Source organism: Microbacterium mcarthurae (assembly GCF_046064585.1).
Taxonomy (GTDB): Bacteria; Actinomycetota; Actinomycetes; order Actinomycetales; family Microbacteriaceae; genus Microbacterium; species Microbacterium mcarthurae.
Genome location: NZ_JAROCE010000004.1, coordinates 269,629 through 286,902, shown reverse-complemented (window position 1 = coordinate 286,902; position 17,274 = coordinate 269,629). Strand labels below are relative to the sequence as shown.

General features: G+C 69.6%; 20 protein-coding genes. 4 read left to right on the top strand and 16 right to left on the bottom strand.

Annotated elements, in window-relative coordinates:
- Positions 1-14: 14 nt before the first annotated feature.
- From P5G46_RS13765 to infC, 5 genes are all read right to left on the bottom strand, one after another.
- A complete protein-coding gene (locus tag P5G46_RS13765) occupies positions 15-776 on the bottom strand; it encodes an amino acid ABC transporter ATP-binding protein (protein ID WP_239276601.1) in 762 nt (253 codons plus the stop codon).
- Positions 777-853: 77 nt separating this feature from the next.
- Complete coding sequence (locus P5G46_RS13760) at positions 854-1,651, bottom strand: TrmH family RNA methyltransferase (protein ID WP_239276602.1); 798 nt, start codon at positions 1,649-1,651, stop codon at positions 854-856.
- A gap of 98 nt (positions 1,652-1,749) precedes the next feature.
- The gene (rplT, locus tag P5G46_RS13755) at positions 1,750-2,133 is read right to left on the bottom strand and encodes a 50S ribosomal protein L20 (protein WP_228163023.1); all 384 of its coding nucleotides are present in this window, start codon (positions 2,131-2,133) and stop codon (positions 1,750-1,752) included.
- Positions 2,134-2,162: 29 nt separating this feature from the next.
- Complete coding sequence (gene rpmI / locus P5G46_RS13750) at positions 2,163-2,357, bottom strand: 50S ribosomal protein L35 (RefSeq protein ID WP_005048908.1); 195 nt, start codon at positions 2,355-2,357, stop codon at positions 2,163-2,165.
- Positions 2,358-2,403: 46 nt separating this feature from the next.
- Positions 2,404-3,120, bottom strand: a complete 717-nt coding sequence (gene infC, locus P5G46_RS13745; protein WP_239276603.1) for a translation initiation factor IF-3 — start codon at positions 3,118-3,120, stop codon at positions 2,404-2,406.
- 154 nt (positions 3,121-3,274) lie between these two features.
- Here infC and P5G46_RS13740 point away from each other — a divergent pair, with 154 nt between their 5' ends.
- Entirely contained in the window at positions 3,275-3,679 is a 405-nt protein-coding gene (locus P5G46_RS13740; RefSeq protein WP_239276604.1) for a DUF1844 domain-containing protein, read from the top strand.
- A gap of 55 nt (positions 3,680-3,734) precedes the next feature.
- Here the strand turns inward: P5G46_RS13740 and P5G46_RS13735 are convergent, their stop codons facing one another.
- Genes P5G46_RS13735 through P5G46_RS13710 form a run of 6 tightly spaced genes read right to left on the bottom strand, consistent with a single transcriptional unit; the run spans position 3,735 to position 8,009 of the window.
- Positions 3,735-4,511, bottom strand: a complete 777-nt coding sequence (locus P5G46_RS13735; RefSeq protein ID WP_239276605.1) for an SseB family protein — start codon at positions 4,509-4,511, stop codon at positions 3,735-3,737.
- A complete protein-coding gene (priA, locus tag P5G46_RS13730) occupies positions 4,495-5,241 on the bottom strand; it encodes a bifunctional 1-(5-phosphoribosyl)-5-((5-phosphoribosylamino)methylideneamino)imidazole-4-carboxamide isomerase/phosphoribosylanthranilate isomerase PriA (protein WP_138174392.1) in 747 nt (248 codons plus the stop codon). Before priA ends, P5G46_RS13735 begins: the two co-directional genes overlap by 17 nt.
- A 46-nt stretch (positions 5,242-5,287) precedes the next feature.
- Positions 5,288-5,935: an imidazole glycerol phosphate synthase subunit HisH gene (gene hisH / locus P5G46_RS13725; RefSeq protein ID WP_239276606.1), complete on the bottom strand. Its 648-nt coding sequence runs from the start codon at positions 5,933-5,935 to the stop codon at positions 5,288-5,290.
- Positions 5,932-6,546: an imidazoleglycerol-phosphate dehydratase HisB gene (gene hisB, locus P5G46_RS13720; protein WP_239276607.1), complete on the bottom strand. Its 615-nt coding sequence runs from the start codon at positions 6,544-6,546 to the stop codon at positions 5,932-5,934. The genes hisH and hisB overlap by 4 nt, the downstream gene beginning before the upstream one ends.
- Positions 6,543-7,637, bottom strand: a complete 1,095-nt coding sequence (locus P5G46_RS13715) for a histidinol-phosphate transaminase (RefSeq protein ID WP_239276608.1) — start codon at positions 7,635-7,637, stop codon at positions 6,543-6,545. Before P5G46_RS13715 ends, hisB begins: the two co-directional genes overlap by 4 nt.
- 24 nt (positions 7,638-7,661) lie before the next feature.
- Positions 7,662-8,009 carry a LysM peptidoglycan-binding domain-containing protein gene (locus P5G46_RS13710; RefSeq protein WP_239276610.1) on the bottom strand — a complete coding sequence of 116 codons (348 nt, stop codon included), beginning with the start codon at positions 8,007-8,009 and terminating at the stop codon, positions 7,662-7,664.
- Positions 8,010-8,269: 260 nt separating this feature from the next.
- Between P5G46_RS13710 and lexA the strand changes: the two genes are divergently transcribed.
- Together lexA and P5G46_RS13700 are read left to right on the top strand one after the other, a co-directional pair.
- Positions 8,270-8,959, top strand: a complete 690-nt coding sequence (gene lexA, locus P5G46_RS13705) for a transcriptional repressor LexA (protein WP_239276611.1) — start codon at positions 8,270-8,272, stop codon at positions 8,957-8,959.
- A gap of 94 nt (positions 8,960-9,053) precedes the next feature.
- Positions 9,054-10,940, top strand: coding sequence for a S9 family peptidase (locus P5G46_RS13700; RefSeq protein WP_239276612.1), 1,887 nt, complete (start codon positions 9,054-9,056; stop codon positions 10,938-10,940).
- A 52-nt stretch (positions 10,941-10,992) separates the two neighbouring features.
- Here P5G46_RS13700 and hflX read toward each other — a convergent pair whose 3' ends face one another.
- Positions 10,993-12,321, bottom strand: a complete 1,329-nt coding sequence (gene hflX, locus P5G46_RS13695; protein WP_374204600.1) for a GTPase HflX — start codon at positions 12,319-12,321, stop codon at positions 10,993-10,995.
- A gap of 277 nt (positions 12,322-12,598) precedes the next feature.
- Here hflX and P5G46_RS13690 point away from each other — a divergent pair, with 277 nt between their 5' ends.
- The gene (locus tag P5G46_RS13690; protein WP_239276615.1) at positions 12,599-13,243 is read left to right on the top strand and encodes a class I SAM-dependent methyltransferase; all 645 of its coding nucleotides are present in this window, start codon (positions 12,599-12,601) and stop codon (positions 13,241-13,243) included.
- A 111-nt stretch (positions 13,244-13,354) separates the two neighbouring features.
- Here P5G46_RS13690 and dapF read toward each other — a convergent pair whose 3' ends face one another.
- The 4 genes from dapF to miaB all read right to left on the bottom strand — a co-directional run bounded on the left by dapF (position 13,355) and on the right by miaB (position 17,223).
- A complete protein-coding gene (gene dapF, locus P5G46_RS13685) occupies positions 13,355-14,209 on the bottom strand; it encodes a diaminopimelate epimerase (protein ID WP_239276616.1) in 855 nt (284 codons plus the stop codon).
- A 73-nt stretch (positions 14,210-14,282) separates the two neighbouring features.
- Positions 14,283-14,741: a GNAT family acetyltransferase gene (locus tag P5G46_RS13680; RefSeq protein WP_239276618.1), complete on the bottom strand. Its 459-nt coding sequence runs from the start codon at positions 14,739-14,741 to the stop codon at positions 14,283-14,285.
- On the bottom strand, positions 14,738-15,676 hold the full coding sequence (gene miaA, locus P5G46_RS13675) for a tRNA (adenosine(37)-N6)-dimethylallyltransferase MiaA (RefSeq protein WP_239276619.1): 939 nt from the start codon (positions 15,674-15,676) through the stop codon (positions 14,738-14,740). The genes P5G46_RS13680 and miaA overlap by 4 nt, the downstream gene beginning before the upstream one ends.
- Positions 15,673-17,223 (bottom strand): tRNA (N6-isopentenyl adenosine(37)-C2)-methylthiotransferase MiaB, encoded by a 1,551-nt coding sequence (miaB, locus tag P5G46_RS13670; RefSeq protein ID WP_239276620.1) that lies wholly within the window; start codon positions 17,221-17,223, stop codon positions 15,673-15,675. Before miaB ends, miaA begins: the two co-directional genes overlap by 4 nt.
- Between the last annotated feature and the right edge of the window lie 51 nt (positions 17,224-17,274).

The following is a 17,274-nucleotide window of genomic DNA, read 5'->3' as shown; positions in this document are numbered from 1 at the left end:
GTCGTTCCGTGGGGTCAGTGGGTGATGAGCTTCGAGAGGAAGTCCTTGGCCCGATCGGACTCCGGTCGCGTGAAGAACTGCTCCGGCGTCGCCTGCTCGACGATCTGGCCGTCGGCCATGAAGACCACGCGATTCGCGGCCTTGCGCGCGAATCCCATCTCGTGCGTGACGACGATCATCGTCATGCCGTCTTTCGCGAGGCCGACCATGACGTCGAGGACCTCGTTGATCATCTCGGGGTCGAGGGCCGAGGTGGGCTCGTCGAACAGCATGACCTTGGGCTTCATGGCGAGCGCGCGAGCGATGGCCACGCGCTGCTGCTGACCCCCCGAGAGCTGAGCGGGGAGCTTGTCGGCCTGATGGCCGACGCCCACCCGATCCAGGAGTGCGCGCGCTTCTTTCTCGGCATCCGCCTTCTTCATCTTGCGAACCTTGATCGGCCCGAGTGTGACGTTCTCGAGGATCGTGAGGTGGGCGAACAGGTTGAAGGACTGGAAGACCATGCCGACATCGGCGCGCAGCTCGGCAAGCCCCTTCCCCTCTTTCGGCAGCTCTTTGCCGTCGATGGTGATCGAGCCGCTCGTGATCGTCTCGAGGCGGTTGATCGTACGACAGAGAGTCGACTTGCCCGAGCCGGACGGTCCGATGACGACGACGACCTCGCCGCGGTCCACAGAGAGGTCGATGTCCTTCAGCGCCTGGAACTGGCCGTAGTGCTTCTGTACGTCAGACAGGACGACGAGGGGCGCAGAGCCCGCCGGGGGAACGGATGCCATTCCCCCACCCTATGAGACGACCGGGGCGCCAACCACACCGATGCGGGCGCCTTAACCGATCCGTAACAGCGGGTGAATCAGCCCGCTCGCTGGGCGAAGGCCGTTTCGTAGAGGCAGACGCTCGCGGCGGTGGCGAGATTCAGGGACTCGGCGCGGCCGTAAATGGGCAGACGCAGGGCGAGGTCAGCCTGCGACAGCGCGACTTCGTCGAGTCCGCGGGCTTCGTTCCCGAACAGCCAGGCCGTCGGTTCCGACAGCAGTGCACGGGAGGCGACGAAGTCCTCACCCGCGACATCGGCCGCCACGACCCGGAGCCCCGCCTCGTGCACACGCTCGATGACATCGGCCAGCTCGAGGTCTACCGCCACGGGGAGATGGAACAGGGAACCGGTGGTGGAGCGCACCACCTTCGGGTTGTACAGGTCGACCGTGCGCCCGGTCAGGATCACGGCGTCCGCTCCCGCGGCGTCGGCCGCGCGGATGATTGTCCCGAGATTCCCCGGATCGCGCACCTCTTCGCAGATGGCGAGGAGCCGCGGACCGGCGGACAGCACGTCCTTCAGAGCCGTCGGAGACTGCCGCGCCACCGCGACGATCCCCTGTGGCGTGACCGTGTCCGCCATCGCGTCCAGGACCGCCTCGGTCGTGTACTGCAGGTCGACGCCCGCATCGACGGCGGCATCGCGCACATCGGTGTGCTTCTCCAGGGCCGTCGGCGTCGCGTAGAGCTCGAGAACGGTCTCGGGCGCCCACGCCAGCGCCTCGCGCGCGGCCTGCGGCCCTTCCAGAAGGAACAGGCCGGTCTCTTGCCGAGCGGCGCGTTTGCTCAGCTTGGCCACGGCGCGCACCCGGGGCGAACGAGGGTTTTCCAGCACGCCCCCAGTGTATGACGGTGCCGGCATGAGCCCCGGCTCTCGCCGGAGAACGCAGAACGGGCGCCCTCCGAAGAGGACGCCCGTTCGTGGAACGCGGGTTACGCGGACTTGGCAGCGTTGACGTCGCTGGGCAGCGCAGCCTTGGCCGTCGCGACGAGCGAGGCGAAGACGGCGGGCTCGTTCACCGCGAGCTCGGCGAGCATACGACGGTCGACCTGCACACCCGCGAGACCGAGGCCCTGGATGAAGCGGTTGTACGTGAGGCCGTTCTGTCGGCTCGCAGCGTTGATGCGCTGGATCCACAGGCGACGGAAGTCGCCCTTGCGCTTGCGACGGTCGCGGTACGCGTAGACGAGCGAGTGGGTGACCTGCTCCTTCGCCTTGCGGTACAGGCGCGAACGCTGACCCCGGTAACCGGAGGCACGCTCGAGGATGACGCGACGCTTCTTGTGGGCGTTGACGGCCCGCTTGACTCTAGCCATGACTGTTCTTCCTTAAATCTCGCGGACGCTCAGATGCCGAGCAGCTTCTTGGCGACCTTGGCGTCACCCGGCGCGAGGATCTTGTCCGCCGACAGACGACGGGTGCGCTTGGTGGGCTTGCCCTCGAAGTTGTGGCGGAGGTTCGCCTGCTGCTTCTTGATCTTTCCGCTGCCGGTGACCTTGAAGCGCTTCTTGGCACCCGAGTGGGTCTTCTGCTTCGGCATGTCTCTTCCTTCGTTGTGTTTCCCGCCGGGCGGGAGTCGGGGGGCCTTACTCGGCCGGTGCCGAGGTGGGCTGTTCCGCGGGAGCCGAGTCGCCGCGCGCGGCGCTGCGGGCCGCTTCGCGGTTGGCCGCGCGCTGCGCGTTCTGCTCGGTCTTGACCTCGGACTTGTTCTTGTGCGGCGCGATCACCATGACCATGTTGCGACCGTCGATCGTGGGGTTCGACTCGACCGTGCCGAACTCGGCGACGTCCTCGGCGAACTTACGGAGCAGGCGCACACCCTGCTCGGGACGGGACTGCTCACGACCGCGGAACAGGATCATCGCCTTGACCTTGTCGCCCGCCTGGAGGAATCCCTCGGCGCGCTTGAGCTTGGTGATGTAGTCGTGCGCCTCGATCTTCAGACGGAACCGGACCTCTTTCAGGACGGTGTTCGCCTGGTTACGACGCGCTTCCTTGGCCTTCTGAGCGGCTTCGTACTTGAACTTGCCGTAGTCCATGATCTTGACCACGGGCGGCCGCGAGTTCGGCGCGACCTCGACCAGGTCGAGGTCCGCTTCCTGGGCCAGACGTAGCGCAGCTTCGATGCGGACGATGCCGACCTGCTCGCCGTTGGGTCCGACGAGGCGGACTTCCGGGACTCGGATGCGCTCGTTGGTGCGGGGATCGCTGATGCGGAACTCCTCTTGTCTACGGATGGCGGCCGCCGCGATCCTGGCGAATCGCGGGCGAAGAGGAGAACATGCCACCCGGCTCGGTGCCATCAGCACCGGCTTCTGCACCCGAGCAACCCCGTGCGAAACGGAGCGGAGTGCGGGAACCCGGTAGCCTGGAGCGGCAAGCGCGGGTGGGATGTGATCCTCTTTCGTACGGAGCAGAACGCTCCGAAGCCCGCCACAGTCTAGCAGAGAGAACCACGTGGACACGACTTCCCCCGACGACGCCCGAGCCGCACAGGATGCCGAGCGCCTCGCGCGGTGGGAGGAGCAGGAGCGCGTCTCCGCCTCCGCCTCCCGCGACATCGCCGACGTCCCCGCCGTCGAGGTCATCACGACGACCGCCGTGCACCTCATGAGCGCGGCCGCCGTGAAGGTCGGGCTCGCCGACGATCCGCAACGACAGATCGACCTCGACGAGGCTCGCAAACTCATCAACGCCCTCGCCGGACTCATCACCGCCGGGGCGCCCGAGATCAGCGACATGCACGCCCGGTCGCTCCGTGACGGCCTGCGTTCTCTCCAACTCGCCTTCCGCGAGGCATCCGTCATCCCCGACCCCATCGGCAAGGGACCGGGCGAGAAGTGGACGGGTCCCGTCACCTAATCGCTCGCGCGGGGATGCCGACTCCGCGGTCAGTAGTGATGCCGGCCGCGAATGGTCAGATGTCGGTGGGCCGATGGAGCCTGACCGTCAGCGAATCCACCAGGACCGCCACGCGGTCGTCGGCCGCCCACCGGCGCGCGAGCCGCGCCAGGACGGCATCCAGCTCCTCCTGAGCGAGTCCGGCCATGAGCCGGAGGTGCACGACGAGCTCGGGACCGCGCAGACGCCCGGTCGGGTCGCCCGGTTGGACCGCGAGATCGAGAACCGCCAGTTCGCCCGAGATGCTCTCCTGCAGCCCGGTGAACACCGCGGGCGACACGTGCGCCGGCTCCCACGGCTCGCCCTGCGCGATCGCCCACACGGCGGGACGACGGAGGACGAACTCGGTCTCGGAGGCGGGATCGATCACGATCAGCTCCGTGTCCTCAGACGCTGCGGCCACCGCCGTGCGGCGTCCGTCCGCGGGAACAGGACGAGCCTTCGCATCCCACCGCTGCATCGCGTCCACCGAGCTGAAGACGGGGAGCACCTTCCGCCCGTCCGGTGCCGCGACCGTCACGATCGACAGCTCCTGCGTCTTGTCGACCTCGAGGCCGTGCGGCCCGACACCGTGATCGCCCTTCTCCGCCACGAGGGGGATGAGGAGACGCGCGGTGCGGTACGCCTCGACGATCGCCGAGCCATCACGCGTTCCGTCCGCGAACGCCCGGAGCGCAGCAAGCAGCGCGGGATCCGCGGAACCGTCGTCGCCGGAATGAGGGTTCGACTCGAAACGGCGGCCCTCCCAGGGCACACCCGCCGAGTCGGCGCGACCGTCAGTGTCCGGCGACATCCAGCGCCTCAGCGAGCGTGAACTGGCCCGCATACAGGGCCTTGCCCACGATCGCCCCTTCGACGCCCAGCGGCACCAGTTCGCGCAGCGCGACGATGTCGTCGAGGCTCGAAACGCCGCCCGAGGCGACGATCGGCTTCGGTGTGCGCTGGGTGAGCTCGCGCAGCAGCTCCAGGTTGGGGCCGCGCAGAGTGCCGTCCTTCGTGACGTCGGTGACGACGTAACGGCTGCACCCGGCATCCTCGAGTCGCTCCAGCACCGTCCAGAGATCGCCGCCGTCGCGGGTCCAGCCCCGGGCCGCGAGGGTCGTGCCGCGCACGTCGAGCCCGACCGCGATCGCCTCGCCGTAGCGGTTGATGACGTCTGCAGCCCACTCGGGGTTCTCCAGCGCCGCTGTGCCGAGGTTGATACGGCTCGCGCCGCTCTCCAGGGCCGCCTCGAGGGACCGGTCATCGCGGATGCCGCCCGAGAGCTCGACCTGCACGCCCTTCACCTGCTTGATGACCTTGCGCATCACCGCGGTGTTGTTGCCGCGCCCGAAGGCGGCATCCAGGTCGACGAGGTGGATCCAGGCCGCGCCCTGACGAGCGAAGTCCAGAGCGGCATCCACCGGATCGCCGTAACTGGTCTCGGTGCCGGCCTCTCCCTGGGTCAGTCGGACGGCCTTGCCGTCGGCGACATCGACCGCGGGCAGCAGGACAAGCTCGGGTGTGGACGCGAAATCGTTCATGGCTCCTCGTGCCCACCGACGCGTCTCGCCGGCCCCGGGCACGAGGTCACACAGTAGTCGTGCGCAGGCCGTCGATCCAATTCGCGAGAAGCCGGATGCCGGCCTCCCCCGACTTCTCGGGGTGGAACTGGGTCGCCGCGAGCGGACCGTTCTCGACGGCCGCGAGGAACGGCGCACCGTACGTGCACCACGTCAGCACGGGTTCCGGGAAGGGCGGCGTGACCTCGAGTTCCCACTCCTGGGCCGCGTACGAGTGCACGAAGTAGAACCGCTCGTCGCGGATGCCGTCGAACAGGCGCGACCCGTCCCCGGGCGAGACAGTGTTCCAGCCCATGTGGGGCAGAACGGGAGCGGCGAGTTCCGACACCGTTCCCGGCCACTCCCCGAGTCCCTCGGTGTCGGCGCCGCGCTCGACGCCCCGCCCGAACAGCACCTGCATGCCCACGCAGATGCCCAGCACGGGACGGCCACCTGCGAGACGACGGTCGATGATCTCTCCGCCACGACTGGCGTTCAGCGCGCTCATCACGGCGCTGAAGGCGCCCACACCGGGGACCAGGAGACCGTCGGCGTCGAGCAGCAGCGATCGGTCGGAGGTGAGACGCGCATCCGCACCCGCCTCGCTCAGAGAGTTGACCGCGGAGTGGACATTGCCCGAGCCGTAGTCCAGCACGGCGACGAGGGGCTTGCTCACAGCGCGCCCTTCGTGCTCGGGATGCCGTCGACGAACGGGTCGAGCGCCTTCGCCTGGCGGAATGCGCGGGCGAGAGCCTTGTACTCGGCCTCGGCGATGTGGTGCGGGTCGCGACCGCCGAGGACGCGCACGTGCACCGTCAGCCCGGCGTGGATGGAGATCGCCTCGAACGAGTGGCGCACAAGCGAGCCGGTGAAGTGCCCGCCGATCAGGTGATGCTCGAAACCGGCGGGCTCGCCCGTGTGAACGAGATACGGTCGGCCGCTGATGTCGACAACGGCCTGGGCGAGCGCTTCGTCCAGCGGGACGAGCGCGTCGCCGTACCGCGCGATACCGGACTTGTCGCCGAGCGCCTGCCGGATCGCTTGTCCGAGCACGATCGAGGTGTCCTCCACCGTGTGGTGCGCGTCGATGTGCGTGTCGCCGACGGAGGTCACGCGCAGATCGGTGAGGGAGTGCTTCGCGAACGCCGTCAGCATGTGGTCGAAGAACGGCACGCTCGTCGAGATCTCGCTCGCGCCGGTGCCGTCGAGGTCGAGACTGAGCTCGACGCGCGACTCGCTCGTCTCGCGAAGGATCGAGGCGGTGCGGGGCGTGGCGGGGCCGGTCATGCTCGCGATCCTACCGACGCGAGGGCGTCGAGGAACGCCGTCGTCTCGTCGGCCGTCCCCGCCGTGACGCGGAGGTGGTGGGCGATCCCGACGTCGCGGATCAAGACCCCGCGGTCGTAGAGCGCCTTCCATGTGGCCGCGGGGTCGTCGACTCCCCCGAACAGCACGAAGTTCGTCCACGACTCGTGAGCCGTGTACCCGAGGGCTGCCACCGTGGCCGAGATGCGGTCGCGCTGGGCGACGATCTCGTCCACCATCGACAGCATCGTGTCGGCGTGCCCGAGCGCCGCCGTTGCGGCCGCCTGGGTGAGGGTGCTCAGGTGGTACGGGAGACGCACGAGACGGAGCGCATCGATGACCGCGGGATCGGCGGCGAGATAGCCGACGCGGGCACCGGCGAAGGCGAAGGCCTTGCTCATCGTGCGCGAAACCACGAGGCGCGGGCGGCCCGGAAGAAGGGTCACCGCCGACGGCTCGTCGTGCGGGGCGAACTCCTGGTACGCCTCATCCACGATGACGATGCCGTCGGTCACCGCGTAGACGGCCTCGATGACATCGAGGCCGAGAGGGGTTCCCGTGGGGTTGTTGGGCGCACACAGGAACACGATGTCGGGGTTCTCGCGGGATACCTGCTCGGCCGCGAACGCGGGGCTCAGTCCGAAGTCGTGCTCCCGCTCCCCCGCGATCCATTCCGCACCCGTGGCGCGCGTGAGGATCGGATACATCGAGTACGTCGGCGCGAACCCCATGGCCCGACGCCCGGGGCCGCCGAAGGCCTGAAGCAGGTGCTGCAAGACCTCGTTCGATCCGTTCGCCGCCCAGATCTGCTCGCGGACGAGACCGTGGCCCAGATACTCGGCGAAAGCCTCGCGGAGACCGGTGAATTCACGATCGGGGTAGCGATTGACATCGCGCAGGGCCCGGGCGATCGCATCCAGGATGTCGTCGGCGACCTCCGACGGAACGGGATGCGTGTTCTCGTTCACGTTCAGCGCGACGGGGAGCGCGGCTTGCGGGGCTCCATACGGGGTCATCCCCCGCAGATCGTCGCGAAGAGGCAAATCGTCGAGGCGTACGGTCACCTCACCCATCGTAGGCGGCGATGACCCGCGGATTCACCGGCCGGAGGCGTAGGCCGCGGGGAGTGCAATGCGCTGCCCGGCCGCGACCGAGCCGTTCTCCAGAGCATTCAGCCGGGTGATCTCGGCGACGACGTCGCGCGGGTCGGACCCGGGGGCGACGTCTTCCGCAATCGACCACAGCGTCTCCCCGCTCATGACGGTGATCTCGGTGAAGGCACCCGACGCGGCGCCGTTGTCGCTCGACGCCAGCGCAGCGCCCCCGCCGACGACGGCGATCGACAGCACGACCACGATCGGGAGGGCGGCGAGGAAGGCGAACACGCGGCGTCCACGCGTCGTGAGACGCAGACGGGTCGTGGGGGCGATGGCGATGCTGCTCATGGTGTGCTCCTCAGTAGGGAGAGATTCGCACCCCACCCTCGGCCGGGAGGGCGGGAGTGCGAATCTGTATTCCGAATCTATCTTCGATACTGGCGGGGTGTCAACACCGGGTCACTCGGAGGACAATCGAACGCGACACGCGGGAGGCTCCGTCCCGTTCGACCCGTTCACCGGATACGGTTTCGACGAGGAGACCCCATCACGGACCTCCGACATTCGAATTTCCGCCGCATCGATCGCGCGGCGCGAGGGGAGCACAGATGACCGACGCGACGACCGCGGGCGGCCGTGAACGGCCGCAGACCCGGCGGCGGAAGAGCCTCAGCGACAAGCAGTTGGCGATCCTCGAAGTGATCCAGCGCTCGATCGCTCGGCACGGATACCCGCCGAGCATGCGCGAGATCGGCGACGCCGTCGGGCTGAAGTCGCTCTCCAGCGTCACGCACCAGCTGAACCAGCTCGAGCTCAGCGGGTATCTGCGGCGCGATCCCGGGAAGACCCGGGCGATGGAAGTCCTCATCGACTTGCCCGGCACCGCCGCCGAGAATCCCGCCGAGACCGCGCCCGCCGTGGGCGACGCCGCGCTCGTCCCGCTGGTCGGCCGCATCGCCGCGGGCGTCCCGATCACCGCTGACCAACAGGTCGAGGAGATCTTCCCGCTTCCCCGTCAGCTCGTCGGCAAGGGCGAACTGTTCATGCTCAAGGTCGTCGGCGATTCGATGATCGACGCGGCCATCTGCGATGGCGACTGGGTCGTCGTCCGAGCGCAGTCCAGCGCCGAGAACGGCGAGATCGTCGCGGCGATGCTCGACGGTGAGGCGACGGTGAAGACGTTCCGCCGCCGTGACGGCCACACGTGGCTGCTCCCGCGCAACACGGCCTTCGAACCGATCCTGGGCGACGAAGCCGTCGTCCTCGGTCGAGTGGTGGCGGTTCTCCGCACCGTCTGACGATTCTCCGAGATCGGCGAGCCTCGATGGGTGCTCGCCGCGCGCGTCCCGCCTCGGCATCCGGGGTGTCCCCACCCCTCCCTAGGCTGGGGACATGGCAGACACCCTCGCATACGGTTCCTGGCCGTCGCCTCTCTCCCCCGAGCGCCTCGCCGCGGCATCGCCGCGGATCGATGGGGCACGCATCGTCGGCGACGAGGTCTGGTGGGGTGAGTCGGTCCCGAGCGAGGGCGGCCGCGTGGCGGTCCGGCGTCGACGTCGAGACGGCACCGTCGAGATGTTGCTGCCGGCGCCCGCGAACGCCCGCTCGACCGTGCACGAGTACGGCGGTGGCGCCTGGACGACGTCGGACGACGGTGAGCTGTTCTACGTCGAGAAGACCGATCAGCGCGTGTACGCGCTCGTCCCCGGCGGCGAGGCCCGGCCCCTCACCCTGGCCGCGGACGACGTGCGTCATGGCGGCCTGTCGTGGCAGCACGGCGCTCTCCTCGCCGTGCGAGAGGTCCACGGGGCACAGCAGGTGCCCGCACGCTCGATCGTGCGTATCGCGACAGACGGCTCCGGTTCGGACACGCTCGCCGACGGGAGCGACTTCCTCGTGCATCCCGCTCTCTCCCCCGACGGGCGTCGATTGGCGTGGACCGCCTGGGATCACCCCGACATGCCGTGGGACGCGTCGTCCGTTCGCGTCCGCGAGCTGACGACGGGCACGGTCCGCGAGATCGCCGGTGGGTCCCGCCGCGCACCACTGCAACCGGTCTGGATGGCCGACGACGAGATCCTTTTCGCCGATGACCCCGACGGACGATGGAATCTCTTCCGCGAGCGGGTCGGCGACGATGCGCAGGCGGTCGCGCCGGCGGACGCGGACACCGGGGGGCCGATCTGGGTCCTGGGGACGCGCTGGTTCGGCGCGACCGAGGACGGTCGCATCGTGGCCGTGCGCACGAACGGCGGCGACGAGATCATCGAGATCGCCCCGAGCGGCGTGCGTCCCCTCGACGTTCCGGTCGTCGCGGGGGCGTCGATCGAGGACATCCGCGGATCTCGCGCCCTCGTGTCGGGCACGGACGCGTCGGGACGATCGGGACTGTGGGCGGTCAACCTCGACACCCGCGATGTCGAACTCGTCACGGGTGGCGACCATCCCGGAGCCGAATGGATGCCGACGGCTCGCGCGGTCACCGCGAACGGTCCGCACGGCCCGGTCCACGCTTTCGCCTACCCGCCCACGAACCCCGACGTCGTGGCCCCCGAGGGTGAGCAGCCACCGTACGTCGTCCTGGTGCACGGGGGGCCCACCTCGCATGTCGGGCCCGCGCCGTCGGCGAAGACGGCGTTCTTCACGAGCCGCGGTATCGGAGTGCTCGACGTCAACTACGGCGGGTCGACCGGCTACGGGCGCGCCTACCGCGAACGGCTTCTCGGCCAGTGGGGCGTGGTCGACGTCGACGACGTCGCGGCCGCGGCATCCGCTCTCGCCGCCGCGGGCCTCGCCGACCCCGACCGGATCGCGATCGCGGGAGGTTCAGCGGGCGGCTGGACGGTGCTTGCCGCCGTCACCCGCACCGACGTCTTCGCCGCTGGCATCTCACGGTACGGCGTCGGCGACGCCCGCGCACTCGCTGAAGACACGCACGACTTCGAGGCGCGTTACCTCGACGGTCTGATCGGCCCGCTCCCCGACGCCGAGGACGTCTACGTCGCGCGCTCGCCCCTCTCGCATCCCGAGCGCTTCCGCGTTCCGCTGCTGATCTTGCAGGGCGCAGAAGACCATGTCGTCCCGCCCTCCCAGGCGGAGGCGATCCGCGACGCGCTCGCGGCCCACCGCGTGCCGCACGCCTACGTGCTGTACGAGGGCGAAGGGCACGGGTTCCGTCGCGCCGAGACGGTCGTCGACTCGCTGCGGCGGGAGCTGGGCTTCCTGGGTGCGGTGTTCGGGTTCGACGCACCCGGGATCCCGCCGCTCTCGCTCGACTGAACGCCGCCAGACGACGACGCCCCGCCGGTCGGCGGGGCGTCGTCGAGCACGGTCAGGCCGCGAAGGGCGCGAGCTCGGCGGCGAGGCGCGCACCGACGTGGGCGTGCAGGAACGTTCCGTGCTCGCGGTGCTCCTGCGCAACGATCAGGCCGGTCTCGTGCACCGCCGACACGAGGTCACCGCGGTCGTACGGCACGACGGCCTGCACCTCAACCGCTGGCAGTGGGAGCGCCTCCTCGATCGCCGCACGCAGCTCGGAGATGCCCTCTCCGGTGCGCGACGAGACGAACAGCGCCGACGGCGCGAGACCGCGCAGCACGAGACGGTCGTCGGGGCCGAGCAGGTCCGCTTTGTTAAAGACGACGATCTCGTGACCGAAGTCGGCATCCACGTCGCCCATCACGTCGCGCACCGTCGACAGCTGCGCTGCCGGATCGGGATGCGACGCGTCCACGACATGGAGGATGACGTCGGCGTCACCGACCTCCTCGAGCGTGGAACGGAACGCCTCCACGAGCTGGTGCGGCAGATTGCGCACGAAGCCCACGGTGTCGGTCAGCGTGTAGACGCGGCCGTCCGACGTCTCGGAGCGGCGGACGGTGGCATCCAGGGTCGCGAACAGCGCGTTCTCGACGAGGACGCCGGCGCTGGTCAGGCGATTGAGCAGACTCGACTTGCCGGCGTTGGTGTACCCCGCGATAGCGACGGACGGGATCGTGTGGCGCTTGCGCTCGGCTCGCTTGGCTTCACGCGCGGGCGCGAAGTCCCTCAGCTGCTTGCGCAGCTGGGCCATGCGCGTACGGATGCGACGACGGTCGAGTTCGATCTTGGTCTCACCCGGACCGCGAGAGCCCATGCCCGCACCGCCCGCACCGACCTGTCCACCGGCCTGACGTGACATCGAGTCACCCCACCCGCGGAGGCGCGGCAGCAGGTACTCGAGCTGCGCGAGCTCGACCTGCGCCTTGCCCTCGCGGCTCTTGGCGTGCTGGCTGAAGATGTCGAGGATCACCGTCGTGCGGTCGATCACCTTCACCTTGACGACGTCTTCCAACGCTCGCCGCTGGCTCGGCGCCAGCTCGGTGTCGGCGATCACGGTGTCGGCGCCGACCGCCGCGACGATGTCGCGGAGCTCTTCGGCCTTGCCGCGTCCGACGTAGGTCGCGGGGTCGGGGTGCGGCCGACGCTGCAGCACACCGTCGAGCACGACGGCACCCGCCGTCTCTGCGAGGGCCGCGAGTTCGCGGAGCGAGTTCTCGGCATCCGCCTGCTCCCCCTGGGGGTGAACACCGACGAGCACGACGTTCTCGAGCCGCAACTGTCGGTACTCGACCTCGGTGACGTCCTCCAGCTCGGTGGACAGTCCCGGGACGCGGCGCAGAGCCGCTCGCTCCTCGCGGTCCCACTGATCGCCGTCCGTGGATCCCCCGGAGGCGGTGGTGGCATCCTGCAGGGCTTGCGCCGCACCGAAGACCCGGACCCCTCGATGCGCCTCGGTGCGCGAGAGCACGCGGTCGACCGGGTCCACCGGCGACGTGTCCGTGCTTGAGGGTGTGGTCTGTTCGGTCATGTGTTCCTTTCGTCCGCGAGCGATGCCGCGGCATGCTCGCACTTTAGTCGCCCCCACGCCGGGGGCTCCGGTCCGCTACGCTTCCGGCATGGGGAGCGAGCACTATTTCAGCGCGTCGCCATCGAGTCCCGAACAGTTCCGCCGCCTCCGAGTCACGCTTGCCGGGCGCGAGCTCGAGGTCGTGACCGCGGGCGGAGTGTTCAGCCCCGATCGCCTGGATGCCGGAACATCGGTTCTTCTGGCGAACACACCGACCCCGCCCGCCGGCGGGAACTTCCTCGACCTGGGAAGCGGGTGGGGTCCGATCACGTTGAGCCTGGCCCTGGACGCGCCGCACGCGACCGTCTGGGCGGTCGACGTCAACGAGCGGGCGCTCGACCTGGTGAGACAGAACGCGGAACGTCTGGGCCTCGATAACGTCAACGCCGTGCGACCCGAGGATGTTCCCGACGGCATCTCGTTCCGCACCATCCGATCCAACCCGCCCATCCGCGTCGGAAAGAACGAGCTGCACGGGATGCTGGAACACTGGATCCCCCGGCTCGCCGAACGCTCCGACGGCTGGTTCGTCGTGCAGCGCAACCTCGGCTCGGACTCTCTGCAACGGTGGCTGGCCGCCACCTTCACGACGGGGTTCTCCGTCCACCGTGCCGCGACCGGACGGGGTTACCGGGTCCTGCGCGTCCGTCGCCACGGATCACCACCGAGCGAGCCGATCGACGTCATCGCCTGAGCGGGCACCCCCGCTTTCACCTCAGGGGGTTCACCCGCAGGTGCCGACGCCCCGCGGGGTCATGTACGGCTGAGTGCCCACGCGCTCTCGCGCGACCGCGCCGCGCCTGCTTCACGCGAGAGCGACCTCGCCCGTGAAGACGAGGGATGCCGGGCCCGAGAGGTAAACGCGTCCGTCGGCGATGCGCACCCCGAGGGTTCCGCCCGTCGTGTCGACCGCCCACACGTCCGGAGCCGCCGAACCCGCCCAGTGCCGGACCGCCAGAGCGGCGGCGGCCACACCCGTGCCGCAGCTGAGCGTCTCACCGACGCCGCGCTCGAACACGCGCATGCGGATGGCGCCGACGCCGTCGCGGACGAGCGGATCGGCGGGGACCACGAACTCGACGTTGGCGCCGTGCGCCGGCACCGGGTCGAGCACGGGCTGGTACGCGAGATCGAGGTCTTCCAGCTCGGCGTCCGACGACAGCGCGACGACGACGTGCGGATTCCCCACATCGATCCCGACGCCCGGTCTCGGCACGGGCAGACCCTTCGCGCGCACGAGCACGTCACCGTTCTCGATGCGGTACTCCCCCAGGTCGACTTCGAAGCCTCGTTCGCTGCGCGTGAGCGTCTTGACGCCCGCGCGCGTACCGATCCGCAGGCCGCGGGAGATGTCGGCGAGCCCGGTGTCGGTCAGGTAGCGGGCGAACACCCGCGTCCCGTTGCCGCACATCTCCGCCTTCGAGCCGTCGGCGTTTCGATAGTCCATGAACCACTCCGCACCCGACGCGGCCGCCTCCGCCCCCTCGGGGATCGCCGCCGAACGCACGACACGGAGAAGGCCGTCGGCGCCGATCCCGAAGTGCCGATCGCACAGGATCGCCACCTGATCGCCGGAGAGGTCGAGCTCGCCGTCAGGATCCGAAACCACGACGAAGTCGTTGCCCGTGCCGTGGCCCTTGGTGAACGCGAGAGTCGCCATGGCATTCAGTCTAGGGACCGCCGCGACGCACGCGCGGCGCCCCCGCTGCGGGTGAGGGACGGCTCCTGGCCGGTCAGCGTCCCGTCGGCGGCTCGACCGCACAACCCGGACCGTCGACGATCAGCCGCCGCCCCGTGGCCCATGTGTCGAACGGTTCGTACCCCAGCGCCTCGTAGAACCCTCGCGCCGCGGCATTGTCGGGCCGCACCATCAACTGCACCTTCGGGCAGCCGAGTGCCTCGAGCAGCCGTTCGGCCTCGGCGACGAGCGCGCGGCCGATGCCTCGCCCCCGGTGCGTCTCGGCCGAGGCGAGGTAGTACAGCCACCCGCGGTGGCCGTCGTACCCGGCCATGACGGTTCCGACGAGGTCGTCGCCGTCGACCGCGACGAGGAACAGCTCGGGCTGCACGGTGAGCTTCCGGCGGATGTCGGCGCGGGGGTCGTTCCAGGGCCGCGTCAGGCCCGCGGACTCCCACAGCGCGACGACGGTGTCTTCGTCCCGGAGGTCGAAGGGACGGATGTGCACGCTCATGTCTCCCCCTCGTCCAGGAGCGCGTCGGCGCGCTCGGTCCGCGCGTCGACCCAGCGCACCCCGTCGTACCGGCGGAACCACGACACTTGGCGTCGCGCGTAACGCCGAGTGAGAGCCTGGGTTTCGGCGACCGCTTCCGCCCGCGTCATCTCGCCTCGCAGTTGCGCCAGTGCCTGCGCGTACCCGATCGCGCGCGCCGCCGTGACTCCGCGCTCGATGCCCTCGGCGCGCAAGGTGGCGACCTCGTCGACCAGCCCGCGCTCCCACATCTGCTCGACCCGCTCATCCAGCAGCGGAACCAGGACGTCGCGTTCGAGGGCGGTGCCGAGGATCGAGGTCCGCGGATGCCACAGCTCGGGCGCCGCGGGAAGGACGCCCCCGTGGGTCTTCTCGCCCTGGGCGAGCACCTCCAGGGCCCGCACGACACGGCGCCCGTTGCGGGGGTCGATCCGCTCCGCGGCCCGCGGGTCGGCCGCACGCAGCCGCTCGAACAGCGCACCGGGCCCCCGACGCTCGAGCTCCGCCTCCAGCTCGGCGCGGAGTGCGGCGTCGCGTGGCGGGAAGCGGAAGTCCCACAGCACGCTCGAGACGTACAGCCCGGAACCGCCCACGAGGATCGCATCGGCGCCGCGATCGTGCGCCTCGATGATCGCTTCGCGGGCGGCACGCTGGTACCAGGCGACGGCCGCTTCCTCGGTCACGGCGAGAGCGTCGAACAGGTGATGCGGGATGCCACGACGCTCCGAGACCGGGAGCTTCGCGGTGCCGATATCCATGCCGCGATACAGCTGCATGGCATCCGCGTTGACGATCTCCACCGCGCGGCCACGGTGACGCAGGGTCTCGGCCAGCGACAGGGAAAGACCGGTCTTCCCCGTCCCCGTCGCCCCGACGATCGCCCAGAGCCGGCGAGGGGCAGCGGCGTCGCCGGTCACCCGCCGATGCGCAGCGTCGGGAGACCGAGGGAGACGGCGCGGCTTCCTGCGACGTCCGTCGCGGGTGCGGGCACACCGCAGGATTCGGCCTGCGACCGATCCCACGCGTCGCCGGCACGGGTCCGGCGGATCTGCAACGGCGAGTCGGCGGGAGCGTCGGCCAGCAGATAGAAGGGCGCCGCGCGGGTCACTTCGACCGTGACGACATCGCCGGGGCGCGGAGTGGCGGACCCGGACGGTGCCTCGAAGTGGACGAGGCGGTTGTCTTCGGCCCGACCCGTGAGGCGTCGGGTCGCGGCATCCTTCTTGCCTTCCCCGGCCGAGACGAGGACGTCCAGCGCCCGGCCGACCTGCTTCTGGTTCTCTTCGAGGGAGATGCGCTCCTGCAGCGCGGTGAGACGCTCGTAGCGCTCTTGAACCACGGCCTTCGGGACCTGGTCCTCCATCGTCGCGGCCGGCGTGCCCTCGCGGATGGAGTACTGGAACGTGAACGCGCTGGCGAACCGGGACGCTTCGACGACCCGCATCGTCTCTTCGAAGTCGGCATCGGTCTCGCCGGGGAACCCGACGATGATGTCCGTGGTGATGGCCGCGTGAGGAATGCGGTCACGCACGCGCTCGAGGATGCCGAGGAAGCGGTCACTACGGTAGGAGCGGCGCATCGCCTTCAGGACACGGTCGGACCCCGACTGCAGCGGCATGTGAAGCTGCGGCATCACCGAGGGGGTCTCGGCCATGGCGGCGATGACATCGTCGGTGAAGGCGGCGGGATGCGGGCTCGTGAAGCGGATGCGTTCCAGCCCGTCGATCTCGCCCGCGGCGCGGAGCAGCTTTCCGAAGGCAAGGCGGTCGCCGAACTCGACGCCGTACGAATTGACGTTCTGCCCGAGCAGCGTGACCTCGATGGCACCGTCGTCGACGAGGAGCCGAATCTCGTTCAGGATGTCACCGGGTCGGCGGTCCTTCTCCTTGCCGCGAAGGCTCGGCACGATGCAGAACGTGCAGGTGTTGTTGCATCCGACCGAGATCGACACCCACCCGCTGTGCACGGAGTCGCGTTTGGTGGGCAGCGTGGAGGGGAAGATCTCGAGCGCTTCGAGGATCTCGAGCTCGGCCTCGCCGTTGTGGCGGGCTCGTTCGAGCATTCCCGGCAGCGAACCCATGTTGTGGGTCCCGAAGACGACGTCGACCCACGGCGCCTTCTGCTGCACCGCGTCCTTGTCCATCTGCGCGAGGCATCCGCCCACGGCGATCTGCATGCCGTCGTGTGCGTCCTTGCGGGACTTCAGGTGTCCGAGGGTGCCGTAGAGCTTGCCCGCGGCGTTGTCTCGAACGGCGCACGTGTTGATCACGACGACATCGGCGTCGGTGCCCGCTTCTGCGCGGACATAGCCGGCGCTCTCGAGCGAGCCCGACAGGCGCTCCGAGTCGTGGACGTTCATCTGGCACCCGAACGTCCGCACCTCGTAGGTGCGTGCCCGCCCGTCGGCCGTGAGGGCGGCTGCGGAGGGCGCGATGAGCGTCGGTGTGGATACGGGGGTCGTCATGATGCGTGCCATTCTAAGCGCCGCCCGCGCAGGTGACGGGGCAGACCGCGG